The organism is Litorilinea aerophila (assembly GCF_006569185.2).
Lineage (GTDB): Bacteria > Chloroflexota > Anaerolineae > Caldilineales > Caldilineaceae > Litorilinea > Litorilinea aerophila.
The window spans coordinates 72,083-93,203 of sequence record NZ_VIGC02000001.1 but is presented as its reverse complement, the minus strand read 5'-3'; the positions used below and the strand labels follow the sequence as shown (position 1 = coordinate 93,203).

The window sequence follows — 21,121 nt, the reverse complement described above, 5'->3', positions numbered from 1 at the left end:
AAACTGTCTGTCTTGTCTGCAGAGAACCCGCCACCTGGCGGGTTCTCTGCATTGGTCATAAATGGACAGATGCACGACGCGTGACAGGTTCCCCTCGCGCTGGGATCCCCTACGCCTGCTGGGCGGCCAGCATGGCCTGGAGCGGCGAGTCGTCGATGGTCAGGGGGAGATCCACCCGGCCGCGGCGGCGGCTGGATTCATAGGTGGCGAAGATGAGCTCGGTGGCCCGCAGAGCTCGCCGGGCCGACAGCTCCGGCTCCCGGCCTGTCTTGAGCGCGTCGATGAGATCCAGCACGCCCCGCTGGACGAACTCCTGGCCGTGGAGCCCTTCGGACACGGGCACCGGCTGCCAGCCCCGGCTTTCCGGGTTGAAGTAGCGGAGGGGGACCTCCTGGCTGTGTCCCACTTCGATCAGGCCTTCGCTGCCCACCAGGCGGTTGGTGAGCCCGTTGGTATCGTGGCCGGTGATGAGCTGGCCAAAGACGCCATTCTGGGCCTTAAAGTAGCTGAGCCCCTGGCCCTCTACCTTCACCCCGAAGATCTCCCGGCTGTCCCGGGTGTCCACCTGGCCGATGACCCACTCCACCGGCGTTTCGTCGTTGTAGAAGAAAAGCATGTCGAACCAATGGGTGCCCCAGTCGAACAGGTTGGGGCAGGTCGCCTCCATGCGCTCCAGGGTGCCGATGGCGCCGCTCTTGAGTAGCTCCTTGGCCTTGCGATAGGGTTCGCCGAAACGCCGCTGGTGGTTGAAGGTGAGCTGGACGCCATGGCGCTCGCAGACTTCCACCATGCGCCGGGATTCGCCGTAGGTGGGCGCCATGGGCTTTTCGCAGTGGATGGCCTTGACGCCGGCCTCGGCCGCCGCGATGACCATCTCCGCGTGGAGGTGGGGCCAGGTGCTGATGCTGACAATGTCCAGAGCCTCTTTCTCCAGCATCTCCCGGTAGTCGGTGTAGATGCGCTCGCCGCCATGTTGCTCCTGGAAGGCGCGGGCATTCTCCAGGTTAATGTCGGCCAGGGCCACGATTTCTGCGTCGGGCGATGCCTTGTAGCCCAGCGCATGGGCGTGGGACATGCCGAAGCCCGTGGCTCCCTCGGAACGCCAGGGACGTCCGCAGCCGATGATGCCTACTCGAAACAGTGCCATGGTTTTCACTCCATTCGTACAGTGGGATGGGTCAGCTCCTGAGGGCGTGGCTTCGCCCGCGTGAAGTCTTGTTGATGAGGGCTTGTTGATGAGGTCTCGTTGGCATCCCCGCCGGGTCACAGCCCCAGGCTGCGCAGGTAGGCCCGGCTGACCTGGGCGCTCTCCAGGGGCGTGGGGAGCTGGGTGACGTCGGTTTCCACGATCAGCCAGCCCTGGAAGCCGGCCTCTTCCAGGATTTGGAATACGGCGGGGAAGTCCACAAAGCCCTGTCCCAGCTCGGTGAAGATGCCATGTTGCACAAAGGTCATGTAATCCCACTCCTGGCGTCGTCCCTCTTCCAGGACGTGGGGATTGATGTCTTTGATGTGCATGGTTTTGATGCGGTCGGCGTAGTCCCGGCAGAAGGCCACCACATCCGCGCCGCCCCACGCCAGGTGTCCCGTGTCCGGCCCCAGGAAGATCAGGTTGGGATCCACCATGGACAGGAGGCGGTCGATCTCTTCCCGGGTCTCGATGACGCTGCCCACGTGGTTGTGAAAGCAGCTGTAGACTCCCTCGTTCAGGGTGATCTCGCCCACCTGGTTAAGCACCTGGGCAAATTGCTCATACTCGGCGTCGGTCATGGCATCCTCCGGGCGGACATGCCCCGCGACCTGCATGCGGGTCAGGCCCCGGCGGGTGACGTAGCTGTTGAATCCGCCCGGCGCTACGTACAGTTCGGTACAGCCCACTGCCTGGGCAAACCGGGCGTACGCCCTGGCCCGCTCCAGGATCTGGGCTTCTTCCTCCTTGTTCCAGAAGTCGGCGCCCAGGTAGCCCGGCGCCGGCTTCAGCCCGTGTCGGGAGAATTCTTCCAGGGCTTCCTGGGCCGATCGGCCGCCGTGGGGGCCGGCCGGTGCTCCGGCATAACCGGCCTGGGCAATTTCAGCCAGCACCTGTGCTTCGGGCACATTTCTCCAGGTGATCTGGCCACATCCGATGAGTACATTTTTCATGGGCCTATCCATCCTTTTCTGCTCTGGGTGGGTTTGACCTGGCTTCCCTGCGCGGCCGCTCCAGCCATCCCATGGGCTGCGACGCCCGGGGTCCCCTGTGGGCGGCGGCCGGATGTGCTGAATCGGCGGGGAGGGTGAAGGGTTGAGGTTGTTCTTCTGCAGTATACATCGATGGGGAAGCGCCCTCAAGTTAGCCAGGGGAGGGGTAATCGTTTGGGATGGCCAGCATTCGCCCATTGAAGGATGCTGTCGGGGGGCTGCTTGCTGCACCCACCTGGTGCGCCATGTTTATTGAGATCTGATCTCAAACTGAACTTGGCGCCGGCCGTCCCTGTGGTACAATGAACCATCATGGCCCAGGCGTTCGGCGGCTCCATCGAACTGGCCTGGACGGAGACAGGCCTGGTAAATCCCGGCAGAAATTTGCCGCTCGTATCCCCCAGAGGTCGCGCGCCCAGAGGGCACCCGGAATTTCTGTCGTGGTATTGACGCCAGACTGTACTAGTAAATCCCGACAGAAATTCGCCGAGGGTTCCCACTAGAGGTCGTGCGCCCAGAGGGCACCCGGAATTTCTGTCGTGGTATTTACGCCAGACTATACGAGTGTAAAGGATCAGAACATGAACGGCGTGGCGGAACAGTCTACCTGGCTCCCGCAGGACCAGGCGCCTCTCTTGTTGGAACTGATCGGGGTGAGCGCCCACTATGATGGGGTGTTGGCCCTGGAAGATGTGACCTTTCAGGTGCGGCGCGGGGATCGGGTGGCGATTGTCGGGCCCAACGGCGCCGGCAAGAGCACCCTCTTCAACGTGATCGCCGGTATTTTGAAGCCGGCCCAGGGCCAGGTGGTGATGCACGGCAGCGGGCCCAATGGACGCCTCAACGTGGGCTATGTACCCCAGCGCAACCGCATCGACTGGCGTTTCCCCGTCACCGTGGCCGATGTGGTGATGATGGGACGGGTGGGCCGGATTGGGCTCCTGCGTCGGCCCGGGCGCCGGGACCGAGAGGCAGTGGCCAGCGCCCTGGAACAGGTCGACATGGCCCACCTGGCCCATCGCCAGATCGGCGAGCTCTCCGGCGGCCAGCAGCAGCGGGTCTTCCTGGCCCGGGCCCTGGCCCAGGAGGCAGAGCTTCTGCTCCTGGACGAGCCGTTCACCGGGTTGGACCTGCCCAGCCAGGAGGCCCTGCTGGAGATTCTGGAGCGCCTGCACGGGCAGGGCATCACCATGCTGGTGGCCACCCATGATCTGACCCAGGCGGCCCAGTTTTTCCCCCAGATTTTGCTCCTCAACCGCCGGGTGATTGCCTATGGCACGCCGGAACAGGTGTTAACCTCGGAGATGCTGGGGCAGGCCTACGGCAGCCAGATGCATGCGGTCTCCAGCCATGCCGGCGAACTCTTACTGGCCGATACCTGCTGTGGTGGCGGACTGCCGCCGGTGGAAAAGTTGCTGGGCACCCGGGAACGCCCTCAGCGGGTATGGCCCATCCGAACGGGGAGGGACTGATGGGTTGGCTGGACTGGATCCTGGATCCCCTGGCGTATGGTTTCATGTGGCGCGGCCTGCTGGCAGCGCTCATGGTGGGTGTTCTCTGTTCGGTGCTGGGCACCTACGTGATCTTGCAGGGGATGGCCTTTTTCGGAGACGCCCTGGCCCATGCCATCCTGCCGGGCGTGGTCATCGCCTACCTGGCCGGCTGGCCCCTGGCCCTGGGGGCCCTGGTCTTCGGTGTGATCACGGCGGTGGGCATTGGGGCGCTGAGCCACCGGGGGCAGATCCGGGAGGATACGGCCATCGGCATCATCTTTGCGGGCAGTTTTGCCCTGGGGGTAGCCCTGCTTAGCACTGTGCGTAGCTACGCGGTGGACCTGGCCCACATTCTCTTCGGGGATGTGTTGGGCGTTTCACCTACGGACCTCTGGTTCACCTTTGGCCTGGGCGCTCTGGTGTTGTTGATCGTCTTTGCCCTATACAAAGAAATTTTGGTGCTGGCCTTCGACCCCACCCTGGCCGTGGTCTTGCGGCTGCCCGCCACATTCCTGCGCTATCTCATGCTGGTCCTGATCGCGGTCACCATCGTGGTCTCTTTGCAGACGGTGGGGGTGGCCCTGGTGCTGGCCATGCTGGTGACGCCGGCGGCCGCGGCCCAGCTCCTCACCCGCCGCCTGCCCTCCATGATGGCGGTAGCTGCCCTCATTGGGGCCTTTTCCAACGTCACGGGCCTCTACCTGAGCTACTACGTCAACGTGGCTTCCGGGCCGGCCATGGTGCTGGTGGCCACGGCTATTTTCCTCCTGGCCTTCACCTTCGCACCCCGGCGGGGTCTCCTCTGGCAGATGGCGCGCAGGCGGAGAGCCCTTGGTACGGCCCTCTCTTCTCAATCGTCGTGACCCTCCGGGTAGATCCAAAACAGGAAAAATCTACGGAAAACAGAAATGTCCATCAAACCGGATCATTGGATTCGCCGCATGGCGCTGGAACACCGGATGATCGAACCCTTTGTGGACCGTCAGGTCAGCGAGGGGACCATTTCCTACGGCCTGAGCAGCTTCGGGTATGACATCCGGGTTGCGGACGAGTTTCGCATCTTCACGCCCACCACAGGCCAGTTGACGGTCGTCGATCCCAAGGCCATCGACGAAAGCGCTATGGTCCCCTATCGCGGGGACGTCTGCATCATTCCGCCCAATAGCTTTGCCCTGGCCCGCACGGTGGAATACTTCCGCATCCCCCGCAACGTGCTCACCATCTGCCTGGGCAAGTCCACCTATGCCCGCTGTGGCATCATCGTGAACGTGACCCCATTCGAGCCCGAGTGGGAAGGCTATGTCACCATCGAAATTTCCAATACCACGCCCCTGCCGGCCAAAATCTACGCCAACGAAGGCATCGCCCAGGTGATCTTCTTTGAAGGCGAGCCGCCTGAGATCTCCTATGCCGATCGCAAGGGGAAGTACCAGGGGCAGGTGGGCATCACTTTGCCGCGCCTGAAGGGACCCCGATAGGCGCCTGGTCCAGCCGGGCGTGAATTCCGTTCAGCCATTCACGATTTCGACGCGGAGTCGGCATCGTCAGATGCCAACTCCGCCCGAACTTTTACCCCAATTTACCAGGCATCCCCGCCTCCGTCCGGGGGAAACCCGCCGGGGATAGGGCTAGGAGTGGGTGCGACGAGTGGTGGCGCTGGAGGCGAGCCAGTGGCGATGCCCGGGGGTGTCGGCGTTGCCGGTTCTGGCGTCGCCGTGGCCGTGGGTGTCCAGGTTGGCGTGGCCGTCGCCGTCGCCGTAGCCGTAGCCGTGGCTGTCGCCGTGGGTGGCATGGGCGTTGCCGTGGCAGTGGCTGTAGCGGTCGCCGGAACCGTGGCTGTCTCCGTCGCTGTTTCCGTCGCGGTGGCCGTGGCTGTTCCGGTGACGGTTGGCGTCAGGGTAGCTGTGGGCGTCAGGGTGGGCAAGGCCGGCACTTCCGGCGTCACCAGGGTGAGGACCACTTCCGGCACACCCGGCAGGGCGATGGGCGGCGCCGAAGTGATGGGCGTATCGGTTGCCACCACCGGCATCTGTTCCACCACGGTGTCATCTTCCAGGTCTTCCGTGTCGGGGCGGGCCTCTGGCGTGCCTTCACCCTGAACGGTCGGCGCCGTCAGGGGCGCGCTTCCCCCAGGGGCGGCAGGGGCCGCTGTGGCCTGCTCGGCCACCGATTCTGCCGTTTCCACGGGGCCCCTGGTGGGTGTCGTGGGCGAGGCCGGGGGGCTAGCCGGTTCCCCCTGGGCAGGGCGGGGCGTCCAGGTGGGCGTATGGCTGGCCGTGGGCTCTGGCAGGCTGGACGGCGTGTCTGAGGCGGCATCGGGCTCGACGGCGCTGGGCGGTCGAGGCGTCGCTGTGGGGGGTGGGGGCATCGCCTGGGCGATGACCGGGGTGGGTGTGGCCGTGGCTCCACGCTGGGTGGGCCGGAGCGTGGAGACCGGTTGGGTGGGCCCGACGAGCGAAGGCGCGTCCGCGGGCAGCAGGGAGGTGGCGGTGGGCGTGGGACGGGGGACTGCCGGCGTGCTCCCTGGGGATTCCTGCTGGCCGGGAGCCATGCCCGGCAACCCGGTGAAGGGCTCGGTAGGCGTCGGGCCAGGGGTCGCCGTGGGGGGCAGGGCTGCCACGGCCGTCGGCGCCAGGATGCCGTCCACGGTGGCCATCAGGTCATTCACGGCCTGGGCCAGGGGGGCGGCCGTCTCCTGGGTAGGGTCAAACCGGGTCCGGAAGGCCAGGAGGTTTTCCTGCCATGCAGCCAGCAGCCGATGACGTTCAGCCTGAGGCAGGGATGCCGCGGCATCCAGGGCGGCCTGGGCTTCTCGTTCCATCTCCCGCAGCAGTGTAGCCGGGATGGGCCGTGCCTGGCGTTGGAGGGTCAGGGCTTCCTGCAGGCGGCGGTTGGCCAGGACCATGTGCCAGGCGGCTTCTTCGCCGGCAGCGGCCATCAAGAGGCCCTGGGCTGCTTCCACCTGTAATTTGAGGCCATAGAGGGAACTTCCCGGCAGGCTGGCGTTGGCCTGGCTGGCCAGGAAGAGGAGGCCCAAGATCAGGCTGGCGGCCACCAGGGGCAGGCACCAGCGGGGCCATCGGCTCGTGGCGCGTCGGGCTCGGCGGCCGTTGGACCCCAGGTCCTGGGACTTTCCAAGTACCGGAGCCGGCGTCGCCGGTGCCAGCAGCGCCTCTGGGAGAAGTTCGGCGTTGTGGTGGCCGGCTACCTGGCGGGCGTGGGCTGCCTCCAGGAGCTGTTGGCGCCCCCGTTGAAAGGCGACGTCGGAGAGGGACGGAGGAGGCATGTCACGTAATTCCACGGCCAGGCGAAGCAGGGGGGCCAGTTCGGCCGCCTGCTGTGGGTACTGCGCCAGACATGCTTCAACCGTCTCGCCCCGCTCAATGGCTTCCAGACAGTCGGCAAGAATTTCTTCGAAAGACATGCCGTCCTAACTTTGTAAGTAGCGCCGGAGGGTCTCCAGCGCCCGATGTTGGAGTGCCTTCACGGCGCCTTCACTCTTCTGCATCACCTGCGCCGTTTCGGCAATGCTTAGCTCTTCCACGAAGCGCAGTACCAGCACCTCTCGCTGCTGTTCGTTCAAAAGCTGGAGCTTCTCCAGCAGCCATTCGAAGTCCAGGCGGGCGTGGACCCGCTCCAACAGGTGGCCGGTGGTCACGTGGGCCGCCTTCTCCAGGGCTACCCGGTGCAGACGGCGCTCCTGGCGGTAGACGTCGATCAGCTTGTTGTATGCCATCCGGTAGAGCCAGGCCGAGAAGATGGCCACGTTGTCCCTGGGGCCGATGCGATACATGTCGATTTTTTCGATCAGGCGCAGGAAAACCTGGGATGTCACTTCCTCGGCCAGATCGGCATCCCCCACCCGCGCCAGCAGATACCGAAACACGCGGTCGGCGAACAGCAGATACAGGCCATCGAAAGCCTCCGGGTCGGAGTCGCGCTGGGCCCGCTGAATGAGTTCGACGAGCACATTCTCTTCAACGGGAGCACCACGTTGGATTGGTTTCATGCGCCGGTTAAAAACGACATAAAGGATACGCAGCGACGGATGGTCAGGATACGCACTCCTGGCCCAGGGAGACCGCCCTGTGGGGAAAGGCGCGCCGCCGGCGTTATCCGCTGCGGCCCCGCAGACGCGCCTTCAGGCTCTGCCACGGCGTGGTCTGGAGCGCCTCTGGGGGAATCTCTTCCTCTTCCTCGGCCTGGAAGAGGATGTTCAGCCGGTCGGCCTCGTAGCGGGCACCGGCCACCTCCAATTTGGCCAGGCCGTAGGGAAGCGCGATATTGCGCTTCCAGTTGCCGATGCGGATCACCAGTTCGTCAAAAATGCTGCGATGGAGGTGGACCTCCTCCCGCTCGACCAGGGGAAGCGGGATGCTGAGGATGTAGTAGCCGTCCTGGCGAAAGATTTCCTGGGGCTTGCCCATGTAAAAGTGCCGGGTTGGATCCCCATCGCCACCCCGGACGGCCTTCTCGCCGAAGAGGGTGGTGGCCATGCGCTGGAGCATCTCCACGCCGGCCACCTCCTGGGGGAAGAAGGGAATTTCGAAAATGGGCAGGGGGTGGAAGCATTCCCGCACCAGTTCCATGTTGGCCTGTTGGGCTTTCTTCCAGGTATCGAAGTATTGGTCGGTGATGGACGGGGGAAAGAGGCGGTTGGCAATGACGCTGTCCACCGAGTAGCCGTAGAGATTCAGGTAGGTGTAGGCCCGCTGAGCTTCCTTGACCACCATCTTTTCCGGGTTGAGAACCACCCGCACGCTGCTGACCTGGGGGTCACTCAGGAGGCCGCTCATCCGCTCCAGGTAACTGACCAGCTCTTCGATACTGTCGAAGACATCGTCGTCGGGCAGGGGCATGTCGCTGAGCCGGCGCATCACCGGGCGGGCAATCTGGATGGTTTTGCGCTGGAAGGGGAAGATCTTTTCGATGTACCAGCGGGCCATGTCCGGGAAGCTCAGGAGCTGGAGGGTGGCGCCGGTGGGTGCAGCGTCGATGACAATGACGTCGAAGTCGCCTGTGTCGGCCAGGTAGGTGATCTGCATCAGGCTGGCCAGCTCCTCCATGCCCGGCAACACCGAGGCCTCTTCGGCGACCAGCTCGTCCATCCCCTGCCAGGCGAACAGGGCGTTGAGGTACGCCTGGACCCGGCCCCAGTACTTGTCCATCTGGTTGAGGAGGTCGATCTCCTGGCCCCAGAGGTTGGGGGCCAGCTGGGTCAACTCGTTGCCGATGGGGGTCTCGAAGCTATCCCCCAGGCTGTGGGCCGGGTCTGTGCTGAGGACAGCCGTCCGATACCCCAGTTCGGCGCAGCGCAGGGCGGTGGCGCCGCTGACGCTGGTCTTGCCTACTCCGCCTTTGCCTGTGTACAGTAAGATGCGCATCTTTACCTCACCTTACCTTGACCTGACACACCTTGACCTGACACTTTGCCTTGACCTGACTTCATCGTTATCGTTGCACCGTGCATGCGCCCATGGATGACAACCACGGGTGACAACCGCGTAGCTTCATGAACTCCACCGGGGCGAGACGGGTTCCCGCAGGGTATGGTGTTGTTCATGGCCCAGAGGGGCCGTCCGGGGGGCGGGCATCAGGATGACCTGCCCTTGTGAAGGTCCACCGCATGAGTATACCATAGCGCAGCTACGGAGGCTGGAAGCAGGCGCCCCCGGGGACCGGTGCGCCCGGTGGAGGGAGCAAGTCGAAGACCTGCCGTGGAGGAAACGGCAGGTCTTCGACCGGATGAAATGGAGTTGCAGAGGGCCCCTCTCAGAGGGCGGCCAACGCCTTGGGCGCGCTTTCCTGCGGCTTGACGTTGTACTGGGCATCCACAATGCGGCCCTCTTCGTCGATCACGAAATGGCTGCGGATCACGCCCATGTACTTCCGGCCGTACATGGACTTCTCGCCCCAGACGCCATAGGCTTCGGCGATGGCGTGATCTTCATCCACCAGAAGGGTGAAGGGCAGGTTGTACTTGGTCTTAAAATTCTGGTGGGAGGCGACGCCATCCGGGCTGACGCCCAGCACCACCGCGTTCTTCTCCTCGATGGTGGGATAGTGATCCCGAAAGCTGCACGCCTGGGTGGTACAGCCGCTGGTGTCGTCCTTGGGGTAGAAGTACAGGATCACCCGTTTGCCACGGTAATCGCTCAGTTTCACGGTTTGGCCCTGATCGGTGGTCGCGGTAAAATCAGGCGCCAAATCGCCGGCTTTGAGTTGGGACATGGTGGGAAGCTCCTCTTCTATTGATTCCAAAACTCATTCGGCCCAATCTTACCGCAGCTTTGGCCGGGGAACAACTGGTAGCCGGCCCCAAGGGTTCGCCATCTACGCTTCGCCATTCGCTATGCAACACTGGTATCGCTGTCTCCTGGGCTTCTGCCTGTTCTTGAACCTCTTCCTTTCCGGTGCGAGGCCTGTGTACGGCCAGGCGGGAAGTCCGGGGCCGGCTGGAGCCGCCGTCAGTCCCCACCTCCAGGAGCGACTGGCTGCGGCCGATGATCCCATCTCCTTTCTGGTGCTCCTGGAAGAGCAGGTGGATGCCACGAGCCTGGCCGTCGGCGCATCCGGAGCGCAATTCGTAGGCCAGGATGGCGACCCGGTGGGCCGGCGGATTGCCCTGTACAAAGCGCTCACGGCCACCGCGCGGCGCAGCCAGGCGCCCCTGCGGGCCTGGCTGGAAGCCCACCACATTCCCTACCGCGCCTTTTATCTGGTCAACATGCTGGAAATCTGGGGAACGGCGGAGACGGTCGCTGCCCTGCAGACCTTCCCGGGGGTGGCCCGCATCGTCGACAACCCGGCCCTGCGCCAGCCTCGGCCCATGCCGGCGGCAGGCGATGGCACCCTGCTCCCGCTCTCTATCCGGGGCCAGACCCTGGGCGCGACGGACGTTCTTACCGATGTCATGGTACCCTACGGTGTTGCCTACACCCACGCGCCCCAGGTGTGGGAGCAGGGCTATCGAGGGCAAAGCGTGGTGGTGGCCAGCGCAGACACGGGCGTCCAGTGGGATCATCCGGCCCTGTTGAGCCAGTATCGCGGCTGGGATAGCGTAACCGGCCAGGTGGACCATACCTACAACTGGCATACGGCAAGCTGGCCGGCAGACTGGCCGCTCTCCATCTGCGACAACGATCCGGCCGTGCCCTGTGACGATAACGGCCACGGTACCCACACGGTGGGCACCATGCTGGGCCAGGCGCCGGACGGGCTCACGGTATGGGGCATGGCGCCGGACGCCCGCTGGATGGGCTGCCGCAACATGCAGAACGGCGTGGGGTATCCGGCTTCCTACATCGACTGCTTCCAGTTTTTCCTGGCGCCCTATCCGCCCGGCGGCGATCCCATGGTGGACGGCCGGCCGGAGCTGGCGCCCCACATCGTCAACAACTCCTGGGCCTGCCCACCCAGCGAAGGATGCGATGTGGACAGCCTCCGTCAGGCTGTGGAGACCCTGCGGGCGGCGGGCATCTTTGTGGTGTCATCCGCCGGCAACTCCGGCCCCGACTGTAAGAGCGTCAGTAACCCCATCGCCATCTACGACGCCGCGTTCACCGTGGGGGCCCACGATGCCGTCGGCAGCCTGGCCAGCTTCAGCAGCCGGGGGCCGGTCATCGTGGACGGCAGCGGCCGCCTGAAGCCGGAGATCACCGCGCCGGGCGTGGGGGTCATGTCCACCTATCGGGGCAACAGCTACCGCTCCCTCTCGGGCACCAGCATGGCGGCCCCCCACGTGGCAGGCGCCGTGGCCCTCCTCTGGTCCGCGCAGCCGGCGCTGGTTGGGGATGTGGACCGCACCCAGGACGTGCTCCTGAAGAGCGCGGATCCGGTGGCCCTGGGAGAATGCGGCGATGCGTCGTCGCCCACCGTTCCCAATCCCAGCTACGGCTACGGCCGTCTGGACGTGGCCGCCGCGGTGGAGATGGCCCGACACCCGGCCACGGTGGTGATCACGGTCACCGATCGCTTTGAGACACCCCTACCCGGCCTCCAGGTGATCCTGGAGGATGGCTTTACCGGCGTCCGCTACCGGGCCCAGAGCCAGGCAGATGGCCAGGCCGTGGTGACCCATGTCTACCCGGGGGATTATCGTATTACGGTGGACGCCGGAACTCGCATCTTCCCCATCCAGTGGCTGCGGGTAGAAGCGGATGGCGAACACCATCTCCTGTTGGCTGAGGCCCGCACCTATTTCTTCCCGCTGGTGCTCGTGGGCTCCCTGGAGGTTTGTGAAGCGCCGTGTCCCACTCCGTGAACCCGGGCAGACCGTTGCCCACGGCCTCCAGCTGGGGTGAGGCCGCGGTGGTGACCGTGATGGTGCCCGGCTTTGCCGATGACGAGCGTTGCCTGACCGCGCTGCAGGCCGCGCTGGCGCAGGCCGGCCTGCCCGCCGTGGCCATCTCCCCCCAGCCCAGCACCGGCGAGGTGGCCCTTGAACAGCTGGCCGGGCAGCTGGCCGAGGCCATCGTCGCCCGTTTTGGGGAAAGCCGCCCCCTGAACCTGTTTGGCTTCAGCATGGGCGGCCTCATCGTCCGCTACTACCTGCAGATTCTGGGCGGTGTGGAGCGGGTGCAGCGGCTGGTCACCCTGGCCACGCCCCATCGAGGCACCTGGTTGGGCTGGCTCTTTCGCCGGGAGGCCTCCCGACAGATGCGGCCGGGCAGCGCCTTCCTCCAGGAACTAAACCGGGACCTCTCTCCGCTGGAGCGAGTCCAGTTCACCTCCATCTGGACACCCCTGGACCTGACCATCGTGCCGGCCTGGAGCTCCCGGCTTCCTGTGGGACGCAGCCAGATCGTCTGGGCGCCTTTCCACGGCACTTTGTTGCAAAATCCCCGGGTCCATCGGGCCGTGGTCCAGGCCCTCGGGGGAAGGGGTTGATGGGCTCCACAGATACAGCTGTTACACAGAGACAGCTATGGCCGTGCTGCATGAAACCGTGGCCAGCCTTGGGCCGATGATTTCAATCATCGGCTGGCACACCCCAAGTCATTCGTGGACGATGACCAGCGTCCCCGGATTGTCCTTGCTGCTGTTCATCCAGATGGACTTCCCATCCCAGACCGGGCCGGCCCAATCGAAGAGCCACTTGGCGTCGGCATTGGTCATGTTGATGCAGCCGTGGCTCATGGGCTGGCCGAAATTGTTGTGCCAGTAGGTACCGTGGAATGCGTACTCGGCATAGAAATATTGGACCCACTCCACATTGGGCAGACTGTAGTAAGTCCCCAGCTCTGGGCTGCCGCCGGACATGGTCTGGGAGCGCACCTTGGTGCGGATGCGGAAGGTGCCGGTGACGGTGGGGGTACGGGGCAAGCCGGATGAAATGATGAATCCCCGGACCGGCTTGCGGCCTTCGTAGGCAATCACCGTCTGTTCGCTGAGATCCACCCGGATCCACTTTTCATCCGTGTCCGGCATTTCAATCGGGGTTAGATGATCTAATGAGCGCGGAATAAAAGCCGTGGTGCGCCGATCCACATCGTCCTGGAAGCCCCGCTTGATGACCGGTCCAATCTGCGGGCGGGAGAAGGGAAGCGGCGGCAACAGTGCCTGGGGCGCAACCGATTGGCTGGCCCGCTCCAGGGGGGGCTGGCTGGCCTGGGCCTGGACCACTGGCTCCGGAAAGAGCCAGCAAAGGCCCGTCAGGGTGATGACCAAAATGGCCGTCCGCCGATACCAGGCGGCCAGATGGCGTATGACGTGTCGATCGTTCAAATTCTGCTCCTCTCTATGACTGGCAATCCACACACCCGATCCCTCCGTTGTCTGCCGCGACGCTGAATCGCGGCCAGCACCTGGGTCGCTGTCGCGTGCTATTCTACTCCATGGGCTCTGCCAGAGGCAAAGGGATTGCCACTGAAGGCGCTATTCCAGGTGCCGCCGCATCGGGCGGGCACGGCGGTCCGCTCCGACGGGAACCGACGCCCTTTCGCGGCTGGCGCTATCGGGCGGCACGGAGGCCCGCCACGACGGGCCTGTTGGCCGCGTCGCTCCACGCGGCCAGATGCACAAGGGGAAAAAATCGGGTACAATGCTCCCATCCCTACAGACGAAGAAGATTGGCGTCGGTTACGCCCGTTTGGCTTCCTGGATCCGCGGCCATAGACACCATGCCTTGTATCTCAACCCCACGTAATTTTTCAGGGAGGATCGGACCGTGACGCACCTATTGGGAATCGACGTTTCCACCACCGCTACCAAGGCCCTGCTCATCGACCCGGCAGGGGAAGTGGTGGGGGTAGCGGCCACCGAGTATGACTTTGACACGCCCCAGCCCCTCTGGAGCGAACAGGATCCCGCCGTCTGGTGGTATGCCACCGCCCAAAGCATTCGCACCCTCTTGAAACAGACCGGCATCTCCGGCGCCGACGTGGCAGCCGTCGGCCTGACCGGGCAGATGCATGGCCTGGTCCTGGTCGATCAAGAAGGCCACGTGCTCCGGCCGGCCATTCTCTGGAACGACCAGCGCACAGGCCGCCAGTGCGACGAAATCCGGGAGCGGGTGGGCAAGCAGCGGCTGATCGAGATCACCGGCAACGACGCGCTGACCGGCTTCACGGCGCCCAAGATCCTCTGGGTGCGGGAACACGAGCCGGAGATCTACCGGCAGGCCCACCAGATCCTGCTGCCCAAGGATTACATCCGCTTCCGCCTGACCGGGCGCTACGCCACCGACAAGGCCGGCGCAGCCGGTACCCTGCTCATGGATCTGCGCCGCCGGGACTGGTCGCCGGAGATCCTGGCCGCCCTGGAGATCGACCCGGATCTGCTGCCCCCCACCCACGAAGGACCCCAGGTCACCGGTACCATCCAGGAGTCCGTCGCGGAACAGCTGGGCCTCCAGGCCGGCACTCCCGTGGTGGCCGGTGGCGGGGATCAGGCCGCCCAGGCGGTCGGCGTCGGCGCCGTCCAGGAAGGGATCGTGGCCCTCACCCTGGGCACCTCCGGCGTGGTCTTTGCCACCGCCAACCAGCCCTACTACGAGCCGGAAGGCCGCCTGCACGCCTTCTGCCATTCCGTCCCGGGGCGCTGGCACCTGATGGGCGTCATGCTCAGCGCTGCCGGTAGCCTGCGCTGGTACCGGGACACCCTGGCGCCGGGCACGGACTACGACACCCTCCTGGCGCCCGCGGCCGACATCCCGGCGGGCAGCGAAGGCCTCCTCTTCTTGCCCTACCTCACCGGCGAGCGCACGCCCCACCCCGATCCCCTGGCCCGGGGCGCTTTCGTGGGGCTGACTGTCCGCCACAGCCAGCCCCACATGACCCGAGCCGTGCTGGAAGGAGTAGCCTTTGGCCTGCGGGACAGCTTCGAGCTGATGAAGGGCGCGGGCCTGCCGCCCATCCAGCAGGTGCGGGTCTCGGGCGGCGGCGCCCGCAGCGCCCTCTGGCGTCAGATCCTGGCTGATGTCCTGGACACAGAGCTGGTCACCGTGAACACCACGGAAGGTGCCGCCTACGGGGCTGCCCTCCTGGCCGGGGTGGGGGCTGGCGTGTGGCCGGATGTGGACGCCGCCTGTGGGGCCGCCATCCAGGTCACCGGCTCCACCACGCCGAACCCGCAGACGGTGGCCCAATACGGCCGCTACTACCAGGCCTACCGAGACCTCTATCCCGCGCTCAAGGCCACCTTCACCGCCCTGGCGCCCCAATCCTGAGGCTTCCCGCGCAGTTCATGCCGGCATCCTGATTTCCCCACCAGCAACAGGATGCCGGCACCCTTCACCTGCCCTGCCACCACCCAATCGATCCATCGATCCATTTTCCCCGTTGACGGCCATTTGAGATTCTGCTAAAATAGGCCCAGCCAGAACATTTGTTCTGATTGAGCCGGCACCAATCGTATGATCTGGCGTGTGCCGGTGGATACGGCAGCCCGCCCTGCGCGTCCCCCGCTGCCGTTGAACGCCAATCCGATGACGACAACCCGTGTGTGATGCAGGCATGCCCGTTGGCATTCCCCAGGAGGTGGTTCCATGGCCTATCGGAAGCGGACCCTGGACATGCAGGCCGACCGCATCGAGGCGGTCCTGGCCAGGCACAAAGTCGCTGCCCGAGTGCAAGGCGGCGCGGTAACCCCCCGGTACGTCCAATTCGAGCTGGTGACAGGTCTGGGCACCAAGGTCAGCAAAGTGGCCTCCCTGGCCGAGGAGATCGCCCTGGCCCTGGGCAAGCGAGAGGCCCGGGTCTACCGCCGGGATGGCTGCATCCGGGTGGAGGTCCCCCGCCAGGGGGCCGATCCCATCCGGCTCCTGAAGCTCTGCAGCCGGCTGGCTACCGTGCCGCCAGGGACCGCCGTCTTGGGCGTGGACGAGGCTGGCGTACCCCTTCTCCTCCGTTTGCCCGCTCCGGACGTGGCCCACGTGCTCATCGCCGGCACCACCGGCTCCGGCAAGACGGCCCTGGCCCGGAGCCTGCTCACCTCCCTGGCCATGTACAACCGTCAGGCGGAGGTACAGCTGGTGCTCATCGATCCCAAAGGCCGGGGCTTCGGTCCGTTACAGCGGCTTCCCCACGTGTTGGGTGGGATGGCTGCCACGTCAGAGGAGGCCCTGGCTCGGCTCCGCTGGCTGGTGGAGGAGATGGAACGGCGGGATCGGTTGGGCCAGCGCCGGCCCCTCCTGGTGGTAGCCATCGACGAACTGGCGGACCTGATCCAGACGGCCGGGCGCAGCGCGGAGGCCATGATCACCCGTATCAGCCAGCGGGGCCGGGAGGCGGGCATTCACCTGGTCGCGTGCACTCAAAAGCCCACGGCCAGCCTCATCGGCAGCGCGGTCAAGGCCAATTTCCCGGTGCGGCTGGTGGGTGCGGTGGCCAGCCGGGATGAGGCCCGCTACGCCACCGGCCTGAGCGATTCGGGCGCGGAGAAGCTGGAAGGTAAGGGGGATTTCCTGCTGGTGGCCAAGGCGGAGACAGTGCGCTTCCAGGCGGCCTGGCTGGGGCCCCAGGACCTGGAGACGGTGCTGCAGGCATTGGCCGCAGGACCTCGCCCCGGCAGTCGCTGGCGCACTGCAGGCGAGGCTTGCCAGGAGCCGCCCGCCCCGGAAGGACTTATCCGGCGCCTGGTGAAGCGACTGCCCGGGCCCAAACAGGATGGGCGCTAAGGGCAGCTGGCGGGCCCCGTGGGCCGGGTCACGGGCGCGGCGGCAGGATCGCGGCCCGAGCTGCCTGGAGCAGTACTTCATGCAGACGTTCCTCCTGCCCGGCCGGCGTCGCAGCGGTCAGGAGCAGCAGTTCCTCCCCGATGGGCACCGTGAGCTGGAGGGCCACCATCCCGTGAGACTGGACCGGATAGGTGAGGAGGAGCACGGGCTGTCGGTCGAGGGGCCCGGTGTAGGTCAGGGTGCTGGTGGGCTGGATCTCGGGAGTGGTACGGCCCAGTTGCTCCTGGATCTGGCCCACGTATGTTTCCGGGGTCAGGCCGGCGGACGGCACCCGGGCGATGGCCAGTGGATAGGTGGCTCCGTCTTCCGGGCCGATCAGCCAGCCGGCGTTATCCAGCTGGCTGTGGGGAAGGGGCAGCTGCGGCCCGATGGGCGCCGGCTGGAAGGACCAGCCCTCCGGCAGGGGCAGGTGATAGCTGCCATCTGGCCCGTTGAGGAAGGGCTGGGGTGGACTCTGGGGCTCAGGGGGGCGGGTGGTCGCTGCCTGGGTGCGGGTGGGTGTGGGGCTGGGCTCGGCGGGGCGTGCGGCATCGCGGTTGCCCCGGCAGGATGCGGCCATGGCCAGGAGCAGGCACAGGGCCAGCAGCCAGGGTCGGATGGGGCGGCGGGTCTCGGGGGATGGGAACACGGGATCGCCTCCGGTTTTGGGACAGGACGTTCGGTTGGTTGACGCCTCCGGGCGTGTGGCCAGTACAGTCTGGCGTCAATACCGCGGCAGAAATTGCGGGTGCCCTCTGGGCGCGCTCCCTCTGGTGCAAACCATCGGCTAAGCCGCGGGCCAGAGGCCTGATCGGCTATGCCGCAGGCCAGAGGCCTGATCGGCGAATTTCTGCCGGGGTTTACTAGACCTGGGCGGATGGACAGAGGTCGTTCAGGACGCAGGCCGCGCAGCGAGGCTTGCGGGCACTGCAGACCTGCCGGCCGTGGAAGATGAGCAGGTGCGAGATGTCGATCCACTCCTCCCGGGGGACCAGGGCTTGCAGGTCCCGCTCGATTTTTTCTGGGTTGGACTCCTGGGTCAGGCCCAGGCGGTTGGCCAGGCGTTTCACGTGGGTATCTACCACGATGCCGTCGGCAATGCCGAAGGCGGTTCCCAGGACCACGTTGGCCGTCTTGCGGGCCACGCCGGGCAGGGTGAGGAGCTCTTCCATGGTGTCCGGTACCTGGCCGCCGTACTCGGCCACAATGCGCCGGCAGGCCTGCTGGATGTTGCGGGCCTTGTTGCGGTAGAAGCCAGTGGAACGGACGGCCTGCTCCAGTTCTTCCAGGTCGGCCTGGGCGAAGGCCTCCGCGGTGGGATAGCGGGCGAAGAGCTCGGGCGTCACCTGGTTGACCCGTTCGTCGGTGCACTGGGCCGAGAGGATGGTGGCCACCAGGAGCTGCAGGGGATTCTCGTGGTGGAGCGCGCAGCGCGCGTCGGGGTACTCCTGATGCAGTCGCTCCAGGATCACGGGGATCCGGTCGGCGGCGGGAGCGTCGGGCGTAAGGTTGGCTGCTGAAGTCATGCTATCTTTCTTGGTGATGTTCCAGGCGTTGATCCGGGCGATGGCGGTCGGGTGTTGACTCAGGACAGGGGCATGATGGGGTGGGCCCGGATGCGGTAGTCCGAGTCGTCGATCCGCTGCCATGGATAGTGGATGAAGTCTTCGGTGATCTCCGCGTAGTAGTCGGGCTGCTCGTCCGGGAAGTAGCTGCTCTGTTTCTTCCAATGGATGACGGCCAGCTCCGGGTAGCCGCCGGCCGTCTCAATGCGCCCTTTGACGGCCATGATGGTGCGTCCCTGGTACCAGAGGTTGTCCACCACCAGGATCTTGCGCCCGGAGAGGAGCGTGTCCGTCGGGAATTGCTGGAAGCGGGGCCAGCTCAGCTTGCTGCGCTGGCTGGGATCTTCTGGGAAGTAGACGGCTGCCGTCAGGACGTCCTTCATGCCCAGGGCCTCGGCGATCATCCCGCCGGGGATGATGCCACCCCGGGTGATGACCAGGATGGCGTCGTAGGGGGTGTTCAGTTTGAAGATCAGCTTGCTGACCAGTTCTTCCAGGTCATGCCAGGTCAGGTAGACGTGTTTCATGGGCGAGTCCTTGATTAGCCTGCGGTTGCCAGGGACGGTCTTTGCACTGGGGATATCATACCACGTTCAGTGGGGTTTTATCCATCCCCTGATGAACCACCGCGGGCGTTCATTTTTATCTGGATATTCCTTGGATTTCGGCGCGCGCATTCAGACTCCACAGGAGCAGTGTCGCGGCTGTCTCGATGGCCTGGTGGCGCACCTGGGCCGGTGGGGCTTGCTGAAAGCCTACCGTCAGCGCCACCGGTTGGTCCGGCGGCGTCACCTGGATGCCAGCCGGTGGCGCATACGCCAGGGTGTAGGTGCCCGGCTGCAGGTTCCAGAAGCGAAAATCCCCATCGGCGTCTGTCCGGGCGGTGGCCAGAACATCCCCGTCTTCATTCCTCAAAGTGATGCCAATGTCCGGGTAGATCAGGTTGCCGGCCAGGTTGGCTGCCCCGCCCGGCCGCAGCCGTAGCAGCACGGGGTCATGGTCGCTGACGTGGCGGAGATCGTCCGGGCGCTCCTGGGCCGGAGTTGGGTAGTCGGCATTCATGTGAATGACCTGGATGCCGGCGAAGTCCTCCAGCAGGGAAGGGGAGATGAGAATGTGGTCCAGCACCTGGCTGGCGCCGTTGTAAATGTAGGTGTATCGGTCCTGGCGCGGCAAAAAGTCATAGGCATGGACCAGCGATGGGCGACTTTCCGCCTGGACCAGGCGAACGGGGGCGCTGTCGTAGTAGTCGTTGAGATCCCCCAGGACGACTACCCGGGCTCCAGGCTCGTCCGCCGTGATTTCCTGGACCAGCCGGGCCACGTGGCGGGCCTGCTCCAGCCGCCAGGCCGCGTTCAGGGTCTCATCCCCTGCTTTACTCTTCCAGTGGTTGTTGATGACATAGAGTTCATATGGCTCCGGCCACTGGCCATGGATGGCCAGGTGGACCACCAGGGGCGGTCGGCTGAAGAGTGGGTAGAGGCCGGCCGGGCAGGGCGAGTCCACCGTCGAGACCTGGAAGTCTGTGGGTGAGCAGCCCTGGGCCGAACGGGCAGCCTGCACCGACACCCGGCTCTGGCGGGTCAGGAAGCCCAGGGTCAGGGGAAACTCGGGGTCGCTGCTGTCGGGGCCGGGGAGGGCGGTGGCCTGATAGTCCAGCCCGTGGGCCACGGCCAGCAGCTCTGTCAGCCGCCGGCCATCCTCCGGGTTGCCCAGCTCCTGCAGCCCGATGACCGTGCACCCCTGCAAGCCTTCGGCGATGGCCAGGGCCCGGCGTCGCAGCTGCCGCACATAGCTGGCCTCGTCTGGATACTGGGCAGTTCCCTGGCCGAAGCCGTAGAGGTTGAACGTGCAGAGGGAGATCTCGTCCGCCGTGGTGGGAGTGGCCCGACCCGGCGGACGGGGATTGGCTTCCACGGCAAAAGATTGGCCGGGCAGGGGCAGGAACTGGTACTTGCCGAAATTGTAGTCGACGATGGCCGCGACCATGGCTGTGGCCTGGCCGGGGACGGGGATGATGCGGTCGCCCCAGGCGGCGTCTGGCAGCGGTGTACCCAGGATGCCGCTCCAGTACAGGAGGGGCGGGTGGATTTCCCCCTGGAAGGCGCGGCGAGGCGCGCCAAACGCCACCATCCATGCCGGGCTCCATGCAATTTCCACATCCCCGTTGCGGAAGCGTTTGGTCGGCCCGTGGACCACCCCCGGCTGACCGGGAATGGCTACCAGCATGCCTTCATATGGCTCCAGCCAGGAGGGGTGGTCCATGCCGGGTAGTAGCTCCGGCAGGGGCACCGGGGTCACGGTGGTGGTCTGGCAGTGGGTGGAGGGACGCACGGCCCGGATGCGGGAGAGTTCGGTTTTGTCGTAAAATTCGTCCACATAGCCCCGCTGGACCCAAACGCACTGGCCGGGGACGACAGGGGGGCGATCCCGGGTGTAGACAAAGATGCCGTCGCTGGTTTGCAGGTTGCCGTCGCCGGTGGGGTCCTGCAGGTAGAAGCCGGTGGGGGTAATGCCCGTCACAACGCCATGGGTGTCGTGCCATTCGCCTTGATGGGGCGAGGTGAACCCCGTGCCCTGGAGCTCGTAGATGGGGGTCCAGTCGGCTGGCGACGCACCGGTCTCCTGGGCGCGGACAATAGCGGGGGATGCCAACCATCCCCAGAGGAGGATCAGGCTGCTCAATCGGAGGAGATGAAACAGCGTCTGATGCATAGAGGGCGCTC

The 21,121-nt window shown here is 65.4% G+C and carries 18 protein-coding genes; 7 read left to right on the top strand and 11 right to left on the bottom strand.

What is annotated here, in order from left to right:
- Positions 1 to 109: 109 nt before the first annotated feature.
- The gene (locus tag FKZ61_RS00345; protein WP_211358333.1) at positions 110 to 1,147 is read right to left on the bottom strand and encodes a Gfo/Idh/MocA family protein; all 1,038 of its coding nucleotides are present in this window, start codon (positions 1,145 to 1,147) and stop codon (positions 110 to 112) included.
- A 116-nt stretch (positions 1,148 to 1,263) separates the two neighbouring features.
- Positions 1,264 to 2,142, bottom strand: coding sequence for a sugar phosphate isomerase/epimerase family protein (locus FKZ61_RS00340; RefSeq protein ID WP_170199007.1), 879 nt, complete (start codon positions 2,140 to 2,142; stop codon positions 1,264 to 1,266).
- A gap of 620 nt (positions 2,143 to 2,762) precedes the next feature.
- On the opposite strand from FKZ61_RS00340, the gene aztA reads away from it, so the two are divergent.
- The 3 genes from aztA to dcd are packed head-to-tail and all read left to right on the top strand — an operon-like array spanning position 2,763 to position 5,152.
- Positions 2,763 to 3,653 carry a zinc ABC transporter ATP-binding protein AztA gene (gene aztA / locus FKZ61_RS00335; protein WP_141608077.1) on the top strand — a complete coding sequence of 297 codons (891 nt, stop codon included), beginning with the start codon at positions 2,763 to 2,765 and terminating at the stop codon, positions 3,651 to 3,653.
- Entirely contained in the window at positions 3,653 to 4,537 is an 885-nt protein-coding gene (locus FKZ61_RS00330) for a metal ABC transporter permease (RefSeq protein WP_141608076.1), read from the top strand. The genes aztA and FKZ61_RS00330 overlap by 1 nt, the downstream gene beginning before the upstream one ends.
- A gap of 45 nt (positions 4,538 to 4,582) precedes the next feature.
- Positions 4,583 to 5,152, top strand: a complete 570-nt coding sequence (gene dcd / locus FKZ61_RS00325; RefSeq protein WP_141608075.1) for a dCTP deaminase — start codon at positions 4,583 to 4,585, stop codon at positions 5,150 to 5,152.
- Positions 5,153 to 5,253: 101 nt separating this feature from the next.
- Here dcd and FKZ61_RS00320 read toward each other — a convergent pair whose 3' ends face one another.
- The 4 genes from FKZ61_RS00320 to bcp all read right to left on the bottom strand — a co-directional run bounded on the left by FKZ61_RS00320 (position 5,254) and on the right by bcp (position 9,905).
- Positions 5,254 to 7,098: a hypothetical protein gene (locus tag FKZ61_RS00320; RefSeq protein WP_170199006.1), complete on the bottom strand. Its 1,845-nt coding sequence runs from the start codon at positions 7,096 to 7,098 to the stop codon at positions 5,254 to 5,256.
- 6 nt (positions 7,099 to 7,104) lie between these two features.
- Positions 7,105 to 7,644 (bottom strand): RNA polymerase sigma factor, encoded by a 540-nt coding sequence (locus tag FKZ61_RS00315; RefSeq protein WP_170199005.1) that lies wholly within the window; start codon positions 7,642 to 7,644, stop codon positions 7,105 to 7,107.
- 142 nt (positions 7,645 to 7,786) lie between these two features.
- On the bottom strand, positions 7,787 to 9,058 hold the full coding sequence (locus FKZ61_RS00310; protein ID WP_141608072.1) for an ArsA family ATPase: 1,272 nt from the start codon (positions 9,056 to 9,058) through the stop codon (positions 7,787 to 7,789).
- A 388-nt stretch (positions 9,059 to 9,446) separates the two neighbouring features.
- A complete protein-coding gene (gene bcp, locus FKZ61_RS00305) occupies positions 9,447 to 9,905 on the bottom strand; it encodes a thioredoxin-dependent thiol peroxidase (protein WP_141608070.1) in 459 nt (152 codons plus the stop codon).
- Positions 9,906 to 10,026: 121 nt separating this feature from the next.
- Here bcp and FKZ61_RS24195 point away from each other — a divergent pair, with 121 nt between their 5' ends.
- Together FKZ61_RS24195 and FKZ61_RS00290 are read left to right on the top strand one after the other, a co-directional pair.
- Positions 10,027 to 11,937: a S8 family serine peptidase gene (locus FKZ61_RS24195; RefSeq protein ID WP_170199004.1), complete on the top strand. Its 1,911-nt coding sequence runs from the start codon at positions 10,027 to 10,029 to the stop codon at positions 11,935 to 11,937.
- On the top strand, positions 11,922 to 12,563 hold the full coding sequence (locus tag FKZ61_RS00290; RefSeq protein WP_141608067.1) for an esterase/lipase family protein: 642 nt from the start codon (positions 11,922 to 11,924) through the stop codon (positions 12,561 to 12,563). The genes FKZ61_RS24195 and FKZ61_RS00290 overlap by 16 nt, the downstream gene beginning before the upstream one ends.
- A 108-nt stretch (positions 12,564 to 12,671) precedes the next feature.
- Here FKZ61_RS00290 and FKZ61_RS00285 read toward each other — a convergent pair whose 3' ends face one another.
- On the bottom strand, positions 12,672 to 13,400 hold the full coding sequence (locus FKZ61_RS00285; protein ID WP_141608066.1) for a L,D-transpeptidase: 729 nt from the start codon (positions 13,398 to 13,400) through the stop codon (positions 12,672 to 12,674).
- A 442-nt stretch (positions 13,401 to 13,842) separates the two neighbouring features.
- Between FKZ61_RS00285 and xylB the strand changes: the two genes are divergently transcribed.
- Both xylB and FKZ61_RS00275 read left to right on the top strand, forming a co-directional pair.
- A complete protein-coding gene (gene xylB, locus FKZ61_RS00280) occupies positions 13,843 to 15,342 on the top strand; it encodes a xylulokinase (protein WP_141608065.1) in 1,500 nt (499 codons plus the stop codon).
- 318 nt (positions 15,343 to 15,660) lie between these two features.
- On the top strand, positions 15,661 to 16,791 hold the full coding sequence (locus tag FKZ61_RS00275) for a DNA translocase FtsK (protein ID WP_141608063.1): 1,131 nt from the start codon (positions 15,661 to 15,663) through the stop codon (positions 16,789 to 16,791).
- Between the two features lie 28 nt (positions 16,792 to 16,819).
- On the opposite strand, the gene FKZ61_RS00270 is transcribed toward FKZ61_RS00275, so the two are convergent.
- From FKZ61_RS00270 to FKZ61_RS00255, 4 genes are all read right to left on the bottom strand, one after another.
- Positions 16,820 to 17,479 carry a hypothetical protein gene (locus FKZ61_RS00270; protein WP_141608062.1) on the bottom strand — a complete coding sequence of 220 codons (660 nt, stop codon included), beginning with the start codon at positions 17,477 to 17,479 and terminating at the stop codon, positions 16,820 to 16,822.
- A 214-nt stretch (positions 17,480 to 17,693) separates the two neighbouring features.
- Positions 17,694 to 18,356 (bottom strand): endonuclease III, encoded by a 663-nt coding sequence (gene nth, locus FKZ61_RS00265; protein ID WP_141608061.1) that lies wholly within the window; start codon positions 18,354 to 18,356, stop codon positions 17,694 to 17,696.
- 59 nt (positions 18,357 to 18,415) lie between these two features.
- On the bottom strand, positions 18,416 to 18,922 hold the full coding sequence (locus FKZ61_RS00260; RefSeq protein WP_141608060.1) for a phosphoribosyltransferase: 507 nt from the start codon (positions 18,920 to 18,922) through the stop codon (positions 18,416 to 18,418).
- Between the two features lie 115 nt (positions 18,923 to 19,037).
- Positions 19,038 to 21,110, bottom strand: a complete 2,073-nt coding sequence (locus FKZ61_RS00255) for an endonuclease/exonuclease/phosphatase family protein (RefSeq protein WP_170199003.1) — start codon at positions 21,108 to 21,110, stop codon at positions 19,038 to 19,040.
- Between the last annotated feature and the right edge of the window lie 11 nt (positions 21,111 to 21,121).

Excerpts from the sequence above, each read along its gene's own strand:
- dcd (WP_141608075.1), top strand. The coding sequence starts at position 4,583 with ATGTCCATCAAACCGGATCATTGGATTCGCCGCATGGCGCTGGAACAC.
- FKZ61_RS24195 (WP_170199004.1), top strand. The coding sequence starts at position 10,027 with ATGCAACACTGGTATCGCTGTCTCCTGGGCTTCTGCCTGTTCTTGAAC.
- FKZ61_RS00330 (WP_141608076.1), top strand. The coding sequence starts at position 3,653 with ATGGGTTGGCTGGACTGGATCCTGGATCCCCTGGCGTATGGTTTCATG.
- bcp (WP_141608070.1), bottom strand. The coding sequence starts at position 9,905 with ATGTCCCAACTCAAAGCCGGCGATTTGGCGCCTGATTTTACCGCGACC.
- nth (WP_141608061.1), bottom strand. The coding sequence starts at position 18,356 with ATGACTTCAGCAGCCAACCTTACGCCCGACGCTCCCGCCGCCGACCGG.
- aztA (WP_141608077.1), top strand. The coding sequence starts at position 2,763 with ATGAACGGCGTGGCGGAACAGTCTACCTGGCTCCCGCAGGACCAGGCG.
- FKZ61_RS00255 (WP_170199003.1), bottom strand. The coding sequence starts at position 21,110 with ATGCATCAGACGCTGTTTCATCTCCTCCGATTGAGCAGCCTGATCCTC.
- FKZ61_RS00275 (WP_141608063.1), top strand. The coding sequence starts at position 15,661 with ATGGCCTATCGGAAGCGGACCCTGGACATGCAGGCCGACCGCATCGAG.
- FKZ61_RS00320 (WP_170199006.1), bottom strand. The coding sequence starts at position 7,098 with ATGTCTTTCGAAGAAATTCTTGCCGACTGTCTGGAAGCCATTGAGCGG.
- FKZ61_RS00310 (WP_141608072.1), bottom strand. The coding sequence starts at position 9,058 with ATGCGCATCTTACTGTACACAGGCAAAGGCGGAGTAGGCAAGACCAGC.
- FKZ61_RS00340 (WP_170199007.1), bottom strand. The coding sequence starts at position 2,142 with ATGAAAAATGTACTCATCGGATGTGGCCAGATCACCTGGAGAAATGTG.
- FKZ61_RS00260 (WP_141608060.1), bottom strand. The coding sequence starts at position 18,922 with ATGAAACACGTCTACCTGACCTGGCATGACCTGGAAGAACTGGTCAGC.
- FKZ61_RS00345 (WP_211358333.1), bottom strand. The coding sequence starts at position 1,147 with ATGGCACTGTTTCGAGTAGGCATCATCGGCTGCGGACGTCCCTGGCGT.